This window comes from Variovorax sp. W1I1, assembly GCF_030815625.1.
In the GTDB taxonomy this organism is placed as follows: Bacteria; Pseudomonadota; Gammaproteobacteria; order Burkholderiales; family Burkholderiaceae_C; genus Variovorax; species Variovorax paradoxus_C.
This window is the reverse complement of the sequence record NZ_JAUSWZ010000001.1, coordinates 4,215,256-4,227,806: the sequence shown is the minus strand read 5'-3', so window position 1 is coordinate 4,227,806 and position 12,551 is coordinate 4,215,256. Positions and strand designations below refer to the sequence as shown.

Sequence of the window (12,551 nt, the reverse complement as noted above, 5' to 3'; positions counted from 1 at the left end):
CCCCAGGCTTCGCGCACTTCGTGTCGCTTCTCCAACCCCCTCACCGGGGGCAACACCAGCGGCCCGGCAAAGCCGGTTCCGCGGTGTTCCCAGAACACCCGTCGATGCGGCAGTCATCGACTCAGGAGCTCTGCATCGCGGCCTTGTACCACTCGTGGAACTGCTGCATGCCGTCTTCCATCGGGCTCTGGTACGGGCCGGTCTCGTTGTCGCCGCGCAGCATCAGCGCGCGGCGGCCGGCGTCCATGCGCTCGGCGATCTCGTCGTCTTCCACGCAGGTTTCCATGTAGGCGGCCTGCTGGGCCTCGACGAACTCGCGCTCGAAGGCGACGATTTCCTCGGGGTAGAAAAATTCGACCATGTTGAGCGTCTTGGTCGGGCTCACCGGATGCAGCGTCGACACGGTGAGCACATGCGGATACCACTCGACCATCACGTGCGGGTAATAGGTGAGCCAGATCGCGCCGTACTTCGGCGGCTTGCCGTCGCGGTACTTGAGCAACTGCTCCTGCCACTTCTGGTAGACCGGGCTGCCCGCGCGGCCAAGGCGGTTGGCCACGCCCACGGTCTGCACCGAATAGTTCTGGTTGAACTCCCAGCGCAGGTCGTCGCAGGTGACGAAGCTGCCGAGGCCTGGGTGGAACGGGCCGACGTGGTAGTCCTCGAGGTAGACCTCGATGAAGGTCTTCCAGTTGTAGTTGCACTCGTGCAGCTCGACGCGGTCGAGCGCGTAGCCCGAGAAGTCGAGGTCGGCCTGCGGGCCCAGGCCGCGCATGTCGGCGGCCACATCGCGGCCGGTGCCGTCCGAATTCTTCTCGAACAGGAGGCCGTTCCATTCGGTGAGCGGGTAGTTGTGCAGGTTCAGGCACGGGTCCTGATCGAAATGCGGGGCGCCGATCAGCGTGCCGGTGGTGCGCGCATCGCTCGCGGCATAGGTCCAGCGGTGCAGCGGGCAGACGATGTTGCCGCCGGCCTGATTGTCCAACTGGCCGCGGCCCTGAAGAATCAGCGCCTGGCGGTGGCGGCACACATTGGAGATCAGCTCCACGCCCTTGGGCGTGTGGACCAGCGCGCGGCCCTGGTGCTCCTGCGGCAGGGTGTGAAAGTTGCCCATTTCGGGCACGGCGAGGCGATGGCCGACATAGCGGGGCCCTCGCGCAAAAAGGTTCTGCATTTCGCGGGCGTACAGGGCCTCGTCGAAATACGCGGAAACTGGAAGTTGGCTCGCGGCCTGCTGCAGTTGAAGACTTAAATCAGACATGGAGGACCTGACCAAGCTCCCCACAGGGAGAGAAAAGGAAGTAACGGAAGGCGCCGGCTGAAAGAGTCAACGGCCCGAGAGGTGTGCTGGTTTTTGCCAACAAGAAGGGTTCGCATTGTACCCGGGGGCATCTTTTAGCCCCCCGGCTTTTCACTGCGCTTTGCTTCGTGTAATTCGCCACCCCCCGAGGGGGAGGCGCGGCCCGCCTTGGGGCGGCCCGGCGGCGGCCGCCGTCCGATTCGGTCCCCGTCCTAAAATGCCCCGTTTCACCCACGTTCCGTTGCATGCCCAAGGTGCCTTCCCCTTCCTCTTCCAGCCCGGCGGCCACGCCCGATACGGGGCCGTTGCCCGTCAGTTACGAAGCCGGGCTTCAGGAACTGGAACAACTGGTTGCAGAACTCGAATCGGGCCAGTTGCCGCTCGATCAGCTCCTGGGCAGCTACCAGCGCGGCGCCGCATTGCTCGCCTTCTGCCGCGACAAGCTGCAGGCGGTCGAAGACCAGATCAAGGTGCTCGACGCGGGCAGCCTCAAGGTCTGGACGGCCGAATGAACGCGGCCACCATGACCGACTGGACCGCCGCCCGGCTCGCCGGCTGGAGCGAACCGCACCTGGCGCGTGTCGAAGCGGCGCTGTCGCGCTGGGTCGGCGTCGAGGCGCCGGTACTGCTGGGCGATGCGATGCGCTACGCGGTGCTCGACGGCGGCAAGCGCCTGCGGCCGCTCCTGGTGCTCGCGGCCAGCGAGGCGGTCGGCGGCAATGAAGGCGCTGCGCTGCGCGCGGCCTGCGCCGCCGAACTGATCCACGCCTATTCGCTGGTGCACGACGACCTGCCCTGCATGGACAACGACGTGCTGCGCCGTGGCAAGCCCACGGTGCATGTGAAGTTCGGCGAAGCCGATGCGCTGCTCGCCGGCGACGCGCTGCAGGCCCTGGCCTTCGAACTGCTGACGCCCGAGGGCGACGAGGTTCCCGCGGCCACGCAGGCCACGCTGTGCCGCCTGCTCGCGCGCGCCGCCGGCAGCCAGGGCATGGCAGGCGGCCAGGCGATCGACCTGGCCAGCGTCGGCATCGCACTCAACGAAACCCAGCTGCGCGAAATGCACCGCCTGAAGACCGGCGCGCTGCTGCAGGGCAGCGTCGAGATGGGCGCTGCGTGCGGCAACGTGAGTGCCGCTGCGCTGGTGGCGTTGCGCGACTACGGCGCAGCCATCGGCCTCGCATTCCAGGTGGTGGACGACATCCTCGACGTCACCGCCGATTCGCAAACCCTGGGCAAGACGGCCGGCAAGGACGCCGCTGCCGACAAGCCCACCTACGTGTCGCTGCTCGGCCTCGACGGCGCACGCACGCAGGCTCGCCAACTGCTGGCCGATGCGCTCGCTGCCCTGACCAAGAGCGGCCTGGCCGACACCGCCGCCCTGCGCGCTCTCGCACACATGGTGGTCGACCGCGACCGCTAGAAAAGAACAAATCCCACATGGCTCCGTTGCTTCCCACTCTCCACGACCCTTCGCCGATCCGCCAGTACGACCGCGCACAGCTGCGGCAGCTGTCCGACGAGGTGCGCGCCTGCGTGCTCGACAACGTTTCGCGCACCGGCGGCCACCTGAGTTCCAACCTCGGCACGGTCGAGCTCACGGTCGCGCTGCACCACGTGTTCAACACGCCGCACGACCGGCTGGTGTGGGACGTGGGCCACCAGACCTATCCGCACAAGATTCTCACCGGCCGGCGCGAGCGCATGCCCACGCTCAGGCAGATCGGCGGCATCTCTGGCTTTCCGCAGAGGAGCGAGAGCGAGTACGACACCTTCGGTACCGCGCACTCGTCCACCAGCATCTCGGCCGCGCTCGGCATGGCCATGGCCGCCAAGCAGAAGGGCGAAGACCGCTACACCGTGGCCATCATCGGCGACGGCGCGCTCACGGCCGGCATGGCCTTCGAGGCGCTCAACAACGCGGGCGTGTGCGACTGCAAGCTGCTGGTGATCCTGAACGACAACGACATGTCGATCAGCCCGCCGGTGGGCGCGCTCAACCGCTACCTCGCGCAGCTGATGAGCGGCAATTTCTACGCCGCCGCCAAGAACGTCGGCAAGAGCGTGCTGCGCGCCGCGCCGCCGCTCTTCGAACTCGCCAAGCGCTTCGAGCAGCATGCCAAGGGCATGGTGGTGCCAGCCACGCTGTTCGAGCAGTTCGGCTTCAACTACGTCGGCCCGATCGACGGCCACGACCTCGATTCGCTGGTGCCGACGCTCGAGAACCTCAAGCACCTGAGCGGCCCGCAGTTCCTGCACGTGGTCACGAAGAAGGGGCAGGGCTACAAGCTGGCAGAGGCCGATCCGGTGGCCTACCACGGGCCGGGCAAGTTCGATCCGCAGGTGGGCCTCGTCAAGTCCGCCGCGGTGGCCAAGCAGACCTTCACGCAGGTGTTCGGCCAGTGGCTGTGCGACACGGCCGCGCACGACGGCCGGCTCGTGGGCATCACGCCCGCGATGCGCGAAGGCTCGGGGCTCGTGGAGTTCGAGCAGCGCTTCCCCGATCGCTACTACGACGTCGGCATCGCCGAGCAGCACGCGGTGACCTTCGCGGCCGGCCTGGCGTGCGAAGGCCTGAAGCCGGTGGTCGCGATCTACTCGACCTTCCTGCAGCGCGCGTACGACCAGCTGATCCACGACGTCGCGATCCAGAACCTGCCGGTGGTGTTCGCGCTCGACCGCGCGGGCCTCGTCGGCGCTGACGGCGCCACGCATGCGGGTGCCTACGACATCCCGTTCCTGCGCTGCATTCCCAACATGAGCATCGCCTGTCCCGCGGACGAACGCGAGCTGCGCCAGTTGCTCACGAGCGCCTACGAGCAAAACCATCCGGTGGCGGTGCGCTATCCGCGCGGCGCGGGTGCCGGCGTCGCGCCGCATCTCACGCTCGATCCGCTGCCCCTGGGCAAGGGCGAGGTGCGCCGCGAGGGCAGGCGCATCGCGATCCTCGCGTTCGGCTCGCTGCTGTACCCGGCGCTCACCGCGGCCGAATCGCTCGATGCCACGGTGGTCAACATGCGCTGGGCCAAGCCGCTCGACGTCGAATTGCTGCTGCAGGTGGCGGGCACGCACGATGCCATCGTCACGCTCGAAGAGGGCGCCACGATGGGCGGCGCGGGCAGTGCGGTGCTCGAGGCCTTGCAGGCCGCCAACGTACAGAAACCGGTGCTGCAACTGGGCCTGCCCGACCGTTTCATCGAACACGGCGACCCGGCCAAGCTGCTCGCATCGATCGGGCTCGATGCAACGGGCATTGCGGCTTCGATCGCGCAACGCTTCGGCACCGTCGCAGGGTAAACCCCCGCCGGACGCCTGTAAGGCGGTTTTTACAATCAAGAAGACTTATACAAAAGTCCCCAACGCGGTCACAAGCCGCGTTTCGTTTTTCCCAAGAACTCGGAGTGCATTCAATGGATCGTCGTTCCCTCATCAAAAACGCGGGCATCGCCGGCGTTTTGGCCGCCGGCATTGCGCCGGCCGTTCACGCGCAATCTGCGATTCGCTGGCGTCTCGCGTCCAGCTTTCCCCGTTCGCTCGACACCATTTTCGGCAGTGCCGAAATGCTCTCGAAAACAGTCAAGGCACTGTCGGGCGGCAAGTTCGAAATCTCGGTCCATCCGGCCGGTGAACTGATGCCCGCATTCGGCGTGGTCGATGCGCTGCAGGGCGACACGCTCGAAATGGCGCAAACCGCCGCCTACTACTTCACCGGCAAGGACCCGATTTTCGCGTTCAGCTGCGCCGTGCCCTTCGGCCTCACCGCACGCCAGACCGATTCGTGGAAAGAGTACGGCAACGGCCGCAAGCTCTTGGACGCCTTCTTCGCGCAGTACAACTTCCGCACCGCCAGCGCCGGCAACACCGGCACGCAGATGGGCGGCTGGTACCGCAAGGAAATCAAGACCGTCGAAGACCTGAAGGGCCTGAAGATGCGCATGGGCGGCGGCGTGTTCGGCGAGGCGATGGCCAAGCTGGGCGTGGTGTCGCAGAACATGCCCGCGGGCGATATCTACCAGGCGCTCGAAAAGGGCACGCTGGACGCCGCCGAGTTCGTCGGCCCCTACGACGACGAGAAGCTGGGCTTCAACAAGGTCGCCCCGTACTACTACTACCCCGGCTGGTGGGAAGGCGGCGCCGACCTGGAGTTCTTCATCAACAACAAGGCCTACGCCAAGCTGTCGGACGAGAACAAGGCCATCCTCGATGCGGCCACCAAGGTTGCCGCGCGCGACATGATCGCCAAGTACGACGCCTTCAACCCGCTCGCGATCAAGCGCCTCGTGGCCGCCAAGACGCAGCTCAAGCCGTTCCCCAAGGCCGTGATGGACGCGGGCTTCAAGGCCTCGATGGAAGTGTTCGCCGAGCACGAAGCCAAGTCGGCCGACTTCAAGAAGATCCACCAGGACATGCGCGCCTTCCAGCGCGACCAGATCCTGTGGAACCGCTTCTCGGAGTACCCGTTCAACCAGTACATGAACTCGGTCAAGATCTGATGCGATGCACCGCCGCCGGCTTGCCGGCGGCGTGCAGCAAAAAGGCCGGTCCGCTTGCGCGGGCCGGCCTTTTTTTCATGGGGCGCCTCCTGGGGAGGAGGCGGTGTTTGCCGCTCAGGGCTTGGGGTTCTGCGCCTTGAGCGCGTCCTGCATGGCCTTCATCGGATCGCTCTCGGTGCTTTCCACCGAGGGTTCCGGCGCCGGGGGTGCGGCTGCACCCGGCGCGCTCGGCTCGGTCTTCGGCTCGGCGCCTGGCGCGGCCTCTTCGGGGCCACCGTAGGGGTCGGTCGGCGTTGCGCCTTCGTCGGACTTCAGGCTGTCGCGCATCTGCGCACCGATGTCCTCCATGTTGACCTTCACCTCCTTGTCGAGGCTGCCCGTCACGATCTGCGGGAACGCGATCAGGATGCCCACCATGGTGAGCTGGATCAGCACGAACGGGATCGCGCCCTTGTAGATCTGCATCGTCGTCACGGGCTCCATGACCTTCTGCGTCACGCGGTCCACGTACTGTTTCTCGGGTGCGACCGAGCGCAGGAAGAAGAGCGCGAAGCCGAAGGGCGGGTGCATGAACGAGGTCTGCATGTTCACCGCGAGCAGCACGCCGAACCAGATGAGGTCGATGCCCATCTTGTGCGCTACGGGGGCCAGGAGCGGCACCACGATGAACGACAGCTCGAAGTAATCGAGGAAGAACGCCAGGAAGAACACCAGCACGTTCACCGCGATCAAAAAGCCCACCGGTCCGCCGGGCAGTGACGTCAGCAGATGCTCCACCCAGATCGGGCCGTCCGCGGCCTGGAACACCAGGCTGAACACCGTCGCGCCGACCAGGATGAACATCACGAAGCTGGAGAGCCGCGTGGTCGAGCCCAGCGCCTGCTTGAGCAGCGAGAAGCTCATGCGACGGCGGACCCAGGCCATGACGAGCGCGCCCATGGCACCCATCGCGCCGCCTTCGGTCGGCGTGGCCACGCCCAGGAAGATGGTGCCCAGCACCAGGAAGATCAGCAGCAGCGGCGGAATCAGCACGAAGGTGACCCGCTCGGCCAGGCGCGACAAGAGGTTGAGCTTCAGGCCCTTGTTGATCAGTGCGATCACCAGCGCCACGAACACGCCGCCGCACATGGCGACGACGACCTTTTCGTCGGTCGCCACCGAGGTCACTTCGTGGCCCTGGAACCAGGTGTGCACCAATTCCATGTTGCGCGCCAGCACCACGGCCACCACCGCCGACAGCGCGGTGATGCCCACCAGCGAGGCGTAGCCGCCGCCGCCGTTGGGTTCGCGGAAGGTGCGTGCCTCGGGCGGCAGCGCGGGCACGTGCGTGGGCTTGAAGATCGCGAGGAACACGACGTACAGCACGTACAGGCCCATCAGCATGAAGCCGGGCAGGAAGGCGCCCTTGTACATGTCGCCGACGCTCTTGCCGAGCTGGTCGGCCATGATGATCAGCACCAGCGAGGGCGGGATGATCTGCGCGAGCGTGCCCGAGGCGGCGATGACGCCGCTGGACAGGCGCCGGTCGTAGCCGTAGCGCAGCATGATCGGCAGCGAGATCAGGCCCATCGAGATGACCGAGGCAGCCACCACGCCGGTGGTCGCCGCCAGCAGCGCGCCGACGAAGATCACCGCCAGCGCGAGGCCGCCGCGCATCGGACCGAAGACCTGGCCGACCGTGTCGAGCAAGTCCTCGGCCATGCCGCTTCGCTCGAGTATGAGCCCCATGAGCGTGAAGAAGGGCACGGCCAGCAGCGTGTCGTTGGCCATGATGCCGATCAGCCGCTGCGGCAGCCACGCCATCACCGACGACTGGAACACGCCGAGCTCGATGCCGACGAAACCGAAGAAGAGGCCGCAGGCCCCGAGGCTGAACGCCACCGGGAAACCCAGCAGCAGGAAGCAGATGAGCCCCGCGAACATGATCGGGGCGAAATTGGCAACGATGAATTCCATGGTTTTATGTCTCGTCGGCCGTTCAGTGTTGCGGCTTCGGGGCGTTGCCCGTCGCGGCGGCGGCCTTGGCGGCGTCCACCTCGGCCTGAAGGCGCAAGGCCTCGATCAGTTCGGCTTCGGCCGTCTTGTCGGTCAGGCGGCCCATGGGGTCCGGGCCTTCGCCGCGCAGGAACGCAATGCGCTTGATGAGCTCCGACCAGCCTTGCAGCAGCAGCAAGCCAAAGCCCACCGGCAGCGCAGCCCACACGGGCCAGCGGATCAGGCCGCCCGAGTTGCCCGACATTTCGCCCGAGTTGTACATCTGCAAGACCACCGGCGTCGACAGATAGAGCACCGTGATGCACAGCGGCGTCAGGAAGCAGGTGAAACCGATGATGTCGATCCACACCTGCTTGCGTTTGCTCAGGCGGCTGTTGACCACGTCGATGCGCACGTGTTCCCGGTGCAGCAGTGTGTAGCCGGCGGCTATGAGAAACGACCAGGCAAACAGATACCACTGCACTTCGAGGAAGGCGTTGGAGCTTGTGTTGAACACCTTGCGCACGATGGCGTTGATGGCACTGATCGCGGTAGCGGCCAGGATCAGCCATATCGCGTATTTGCCCACCTGGGCATTGAGCCAGTCGATGGCCCGGGACAGCTTGAGCAAGCCTTGCATTACATCTCCATTTTTGTATTGGGAGCCTCCAGATACGACGGCACCCAACGCGCTGGCCTTGTGTGCCAGTGGGTCGGGTGCGTGAGGCGGTGCGGATTCTATCGGTGTAGCCGGAAAGTTCCTTGAGGGCGTACCCAGGGTCGTCGGCTGTTCATAATGTCGCCATGGCCCAGACACCGCGACACACACCGTCTGCCGCCGGGGCGGCATCGTGGTCGATCGACGCTCCCGAGATTCGCAGCGCTGGCCGCGACCTGCTCTCGCTGGCCCTGATCGACGCGCGCAACCACACGCTCCACCTGCTCTCCCTGTACGAAGAGGCGCTGGGCTCCGAAGCCCTCGCCGTGCCGCCCGTGCCCGAAGAAGAGGGCGTGGTGCCTCCGGTGTGGCTGGCTGGGCACATCGGCTGGTTCGCCGAGTGGTGGATCGGCCGCAACACGCAGCGCGCCTTCGGCATCGACTGCCCGGTGCGGCCCACGCGCCTCGCGGCCATCGAACCGAGTGCCGACGACTGGTGGAACCCGGCGCACAGTTCGCCCGGCCGCCGCTGGTCGGCCGACCTGCCTTACCTCGGCCAGACCAAGGCCTACCTGCTCGAGACGCTGGAGAGCACGCTCGAGCTGCTCGAGCACGCGGCCGAGACCGACGCGGGCCTCTACTTCTACCGCCTCGCGCTGTTCCACGAGGACCTGCGCGGCGAGCAGTTCGTGGTGATGGCGCAAACGCTCGGGCTGCCGCTTGGCATCGAGCAGGCGCCCATCGCCGTCACGCGCGAGCCGCTCCTGGTGCCCGCCACGCGCTGGGAACTGGGCCTGCCCGAGAGCGGCTTCGCCTTTGCGCAGGAGCGCGCCGTGCACCGCATCGACGTGCCCGAGTTCGAGATCGATGCACAGCCCGTCACCTGGAACCAGTACATCGAATTCGTCGACGACGGCGGCTACGACCGCGAGGAGCTGTGGCATCCCGAAGGCTGGCGCTGGCTGGCCGCGCAGGTCGAGGGGCGGCGCGGGCCGCGCCATGTCGAGCAGATCGGCGTGGCGCGCAACGGCACCGGCGGCTCGGTGCTGCAGCACCGCTTCGGCGTCACCGTGCGCGCGGCGGGGCACCACAGCGCGGTGCACCTGAGCTGGTGGGAGGCCGACGCCTGGGCGCGCTGGGCCGGGCGCCGCATCGCGACCGAGGTCGAGTGGGAAATCGCGGCGCACACGGCCGCGCGGCGAGGCTTCCGCTGGGCCGATGTGCACGAGTGGACGGCGGGCACGCTGCAGCCATGGCCCGGGTTCCGGGCCGACCCCTGGAGCGCGGGCGGTGAGTTCGATCCGGTGGCTGCCTTCGGTCGGGCGCGCGTGCTGCGCGGTGCATCGTTCGCCACGCGTGCGCGGCTTCGTTCGCCGCGCCGCCGGAGCTTTGCGCTGCCGGAACGAGACGACGGCTTCTTCGGCTTCAGGACCTGCGCGCTGTAGCGCCGCTCAGCGCTCGCCGCCTGCTTCCGACGACAGCGGCGGCGCCACTTCCTCCAGCGGCTTGCGCTCCGCATCTGCCGCATAGCGCAGCGCGAGCAGTCCCGCGACGATGACCAGCGCCGCGCCGATCAGGTAGCCCGCCATCACCGCGCCGCGGCTGCCGGTCTCGATCAGTTCGCCGAACAGTACCGGTGCCACGAAGCCGCCTGCGCCCATGCCGATGGCATAGAAGATCGCGATGGCCATGGCGCGCATCTCGAGCGGGAACACTTCGCTGACCGTCAGGTAGGCCGAACTCGCCGCGGCAGAGGCGAGGAAGAACACCGCCGACCAGCACAGCGCCTGGCTGCGCGCATCGAGCCAGCCGTTCATGAAGGCCCAGCCCGTGAGCGCGAGGCCGACACCGGCGAACACATAGGTGAGCGCGATCATCCGGCGCCGGCCCACGCTGTCGAACAACGGCCCCAGCAGCAGCGGCCCGAGCACGTTGCCGAGCGCAAATGGAAAGATGTAGAGCGCCACGCGGCCCTCGGGCACGCCGTAGAAACGGGTGAGCACCAGCGCGTAGGTGAAGAAGATCGCGTTGTAGAAGAAGGCCTGCGAGATCATCAGCGCCGCAGCCACCACGCTGCGCGCCGTGTAGCGCCGCAGCAGCACGCGCGCCACTTCGCGCATCGAGGGGCTGTTCGCCCGCGCGGCCGTGTAGTTCACGTGGCCTCGCGGCGCCGGCAGCGGTCCGTGCTGCGCCTGGACTTCGCGCTCGATGCCCGCCACGATGCGTTCGGCCTCGTCGACACGCCCGTGCGCGATGAGCCAGCGCGGGCTTTCGGGCACATGGCGCCGCACCAGCAGGATCGCCACCGCCAGCACCGCGCCCAAGGCGAAGCCCGCGCGCCAGCCCCACACCGGGCCGATCACGCGCGCGTCGAGCAGCACGAGGCTGAGCGCCGCGCCCAGTGCCGCGCCGATCCAGAAGCTGCCGTTGATCGCGAGGTTGACGCGCCCGCGCACCCGCGCCGGAATGAGTTCGTCGATGGCCGAATTGATGGCCGCGTACTCGCCGCCGATGCCCAGGCCCGTGACGAAGCGGCACAGCGCGAAGAAAGCGAAGTCGGGTGAGAAGGCCGTGGCCAGCGTGCCCACGGTGTAGACCGCCAGCGTGATGAGGAACAGCTTCTTGCGCCCGAGCCGGTCGGTGAGCCGTCCGAAGACGAGCGCGCCGACGACGGCACCCGCAATGTAGATGGACCCCGACCAGCCGATCTCACCCGCCGTGAGGCCCAGCGTGTCGGGCCGCTCGAGCACCGCGCCGATGGAGCCCACCAGCGTGACCTCCAGGCCGTCCAGGATCCATGCCACGCCCAGCGCGATGACCACGCGCCAGTGCCAGCGCGACCAGGGCAGGCGGTCCAGCCGGGCGGGAATGTCGCTGCTGAGCGCCGTCATGCGGGGGATTATGCGAAGCGCGGCGTCCCCTCCGGTGTAGGACCGGTACTGCAATATGCCGGCCTGCCGGCCTCGCGAGGCCGGACGCCGTGCGATCAGGCCGCGACAGGCGCCGCCGATACCTGCTGGATGCCCATGGCCTTGAGCGTGTCCGCAATCGCCGCGACCGCACCCGGAATGCCGGCCTCGCCGAAGTGCCCCATGCAGCCCACGCGGAAGGTTTCCACCTGCGTCAGCTTGCCCGGGTAGAGGATGTAGCCGCGCTTCTTGACCTCTTGATAGAAGGTCTTGAAGTCGTAGTTGCCATCGTCGGGCGCGTGGAAGGTGATGATGATCGGCGCCTGGATCGCAGGGTCGAGAAAGCTCCTGAAGCCCAGCGCGGCCAGCCCGTCGATGAGGCCCTTGCAGTTGCGCGCATAGCGGGCGCCGCGCGCGGCGAGGCCGCCTTCCTCGATGTACTGCGCAATGGCGGTGTCGAGCGCCGCCACCACGTGCGTGGGCGGCGTGAAGCGCCATTGCGTGGTCTTCTCCATGTACACCCACTGGTCGTACAGGTCCATGCTCAGCGAGTGGCAGTTGCCCTCGCACTTATCGAGCGTGCTGCGCTTGATGACGACGAAGCCCATGCCTGGCACGCCTTCGAGGCACTTGCCCGAGGCGGCGACGACCGCATCGAAGGGCGTCTTGCGCGCATCGATCTCGAGTGCGCCGAAGGAGCTCATCGCATCGATGATCAGGCCGCGGCCGTGCTTGGCGACAACCAGCGCGATCTCGTGCAGCGGATTGAGCACGCCGGCGCCCGTTTCGCAATGCACCACGGCCACGTGGGTGATGCTGGGGTCGGCTGCGAGCGCGCGATCGACGTCGGCCGGCGAGACCTGCTTTTCCTCGGTGTAGTCGATGGTGGTCAGCTTGCGGCCGAGCACCTTGCAGATCTTCGCCAGGCGCTGGCAGTACGCGCCGTTGCTCGGCACCAGCACATGCCCGTTGCGCGGCACGATGGTGCCGATGGCCGCTTCCACCGAAAAGGTTCCGCTGCCCTGCAGCGGAACGCATTCGTGCGTGCCCGTGCCGTGCACGATGTTCAGCACCTCCTTGCGGATGCGCGCGGTGATCTGGTTGAAGTCGGCGTCCCACGATCCCCAGTCGCGCAGCATCGCTTGGCGTGTGCGGTCCGAGGTGGTCAGGGGGCCGGGGGTGAGCAGGATGGGGTAGGGCGTTTGACTCATGGTGTC

Annotated in this window: 10 protein-coding genes; 5 read left to right on the top strand and 5 right to left on the bottom strand. The window is 67.1% G+C overall.

What is annotated here, in order from left to right; genetic code table 11:
* Positions 1–121: 121 nt before the first annotated feature.
* Complete coding sequence (locus QFZ83_RS19885; RefSeq protein ID WP_307509359.1) at positions 122–1,261, bottom strand: aromatic ring-hydroxylating dioxygenase subunit alpha; 1,140 nt, start codon at positions 1,259–1,261, stop codon at positions 122–124.
* 284 nt (positions 1,262–1,545) lie between these two features.
* Between QFZ83_RS19885 and xseB the strand changes: the two genes are divergently transcribed.
* From xseB to QFZ83_RS19865, 4 genes are all read left to right on the top strand, one after another.
* A complete protein-coding gene (gene xseB / locus QFZ83_RS19880; protein ID WP_013540173.1) occupies positions 1,546–1,812 on the top strand; it encodes an exodeoxyribonuclease VII small subunit in 267 nt (88 codons plus the stop codon).
* Positions 1,809–2,723 carry a polyprenyl synthetase family protein gene (locus QFZ83_RS19875; protein WP_307509358.1) on the top strand — a complete coding sequence of 305 codons (915 nt, stop codon included), beginning with the start codon at positions 1,809–1,811 and terminating at the stop codon, positions 2,721–2,723. The genes xseB and QFZ83_RS19875 overlap by 4 nt, the downstream gene beginning before the upstream one ends.
* Positions 2,724–2,740: 17 nt before the next feature.
* Positions 2,741–4,597 (top strand): 1-deoxy-D-xylulose-5-phosphate synthase, encoded by a 1,857-nt coding sequence (gene dxs, locus QFZ83_RS19870; RefSeq protein WP_307509357.1) that lies wholly within the window; start codon positions 2,741–2,743, stop codon positions 4,595–4,597.
* A gap of 113 nt (positions 4,598–4,710) precedes the next feature.
* Positions 4,711–5,793, top strand: a complete 1,083-nt coding sequence (locus QFZ83_RS19865) for a TRAP transporter substrate-binding protein (RefSeq protein WP_306877843.1) — start codon at positions 4,711–4,713, stop codon at positions 5,791–5,793.
* 114 nt (positions 5,794–5,907) lie between these two features.
* Here QFZ83_RS19865 and QFZ83_RS19860 read toward each other — a convergent pair whose 3' ends face one another.
* Together QFZ83_RS19860 and QFZ83_RS19855 are read right to left on the bottom strand one after the other, a co-directional pair.
* Positions 5,908–7,749, bottom strand: coding sequence for a TRAP transporter large permease subunit (locus QFZ83_RS19860; protein WP_307509355.1), 1,842 nt, complete (start codon positions 7,747–7,749; stop codon positions 5,908–5,910).
* A 22-nt stretch (positions 7,750–7,771) separates the two neighbouring features.
* Complete coding sequence (locus QFZ83_RS19855) at positions 7,772–8,407, bottom strand: TRAP transporter small permease subunit (protein WP_306877841.1); 636 nt, start codon at positions 8,405–8,407, stop codon at positions 7,772–7,774.
* 164 nt (positions 8,408–8,571) lie between these two features.
* Here QFZ83_RS19855 and QFZ83_RS19850 point away from each other — a divergent pair, with 164 nt between their 5' ends.
* Positions 8,572–9,870 (top strand): SUMF1/EgtB/PvdO family nonheme iron enzyme, encoded by a 1,299-nt coding sequence (locus QFZ83_RS19850; RefSeq protein ID WP_306877840.1) that lies wholly within the window; start codon positions 8,572–8,574, stop codon positions 9,868–9,870.
* 6 nt (positions 9,871–9,876) lie between these two features.
* Here the strand turns inward: QFZ83_RS19850 and QFZ83_RS19845 are convergent, their stop codons facing one another.
* Positions 9,877–11,316: an MFS transporter gene (locus tag QFZ83_RS19845; RefSeq protein ID WP_306877839.1), complete on the bottom strand. Its 1,440-nt coding sequence runs from the start codon at positions 11,314–11,316 to the stop codon at positions 9,877–9,879.
* Positions 11,317–11,411: 95 nt separating this feature from the next.
* A complete protein-coding gene (locus QFZ83_RS19840; protein ID WP_307509353.1) occupies positions 11,412–12,545 on the bottom strand; it encodes a 2-aminoethylphosphonate--pyruvate transaminase in 1,134 nt (377 codons plus the stop codon).
* Between the last annotated feature and the right edge of the window lie 6 nt (positions 12,546–12,551).

Coding starts and splice junctions, on each gene's coding strand:
- QFZ83_RS19885 (WP_307509359.1), bottom strand. CDS start 1,261: ATGTCTGATTTAAGTCTTCAACTGCAGCAGGCCGCGAGCCAACTTCCA.
- xseB (WP_013540173.1), top strand. CDS start 1,546: ATGCCCAAGGTGCCTTCCCCTTCCTCTTCCAGCCCGGCGGCCACGCCC.
- QFZ83_RS19875 (WP_307509358.1), top strand. CDS start 1,809: ATGAACGCGGCCACCATGACCGACTGGACCGCCGCCCGGCTCGCCGGC.
- dxs (WP_307509357.1), top strand. CDS start 2,741: ATGGCTCCGTTGCTTCCCACTCTCCACGACCCTTCGCCGATCCGCCAG.
- QFZ83_RS19865 (WP_306877843.1), top strand. CDS start 4,711: ATGGATCGTCGTTCCCTCATCAAAAACGCGGGCATCGCCGGCGTTTTG.
- QFZ83_RS19860 (WP_307509355.1), bottom strand. CDS start 7,749: ATGGAATTCATCGTTGCCAATTTCGCCCCGATCATGTTCGCGGGGCTC.
- QFZ83_RS19855 (WP_306877841.1), bottom strand. CDS start 8,407: ATGCAAGGCTTGCTCAAGCTGTCCCGGGCCATCGACTGGCTCAATGCC.
- QFZ83_RS19850 (WP_306877840.1), top strand. CDS start 8,572: ATGGCCCAGACACCGCGACACACACCGTCTGCCGCCGGGGCGGCATCG.
- QFZ83_RS19845 (WP_306877839.1), bottom strand. CDS start 11,316: ATGACGGCGCTCAGCAGCGACATTCCCGCCCGGCTGGACCGCCTGCCC.
- QFZ83_RS19840 (WP_307509353.1), bottom strand. CDS start 12,545: ATGAGTCAAACGCCCTACCCCATCCTGCTCACCCCCGGCCCCCTGACC.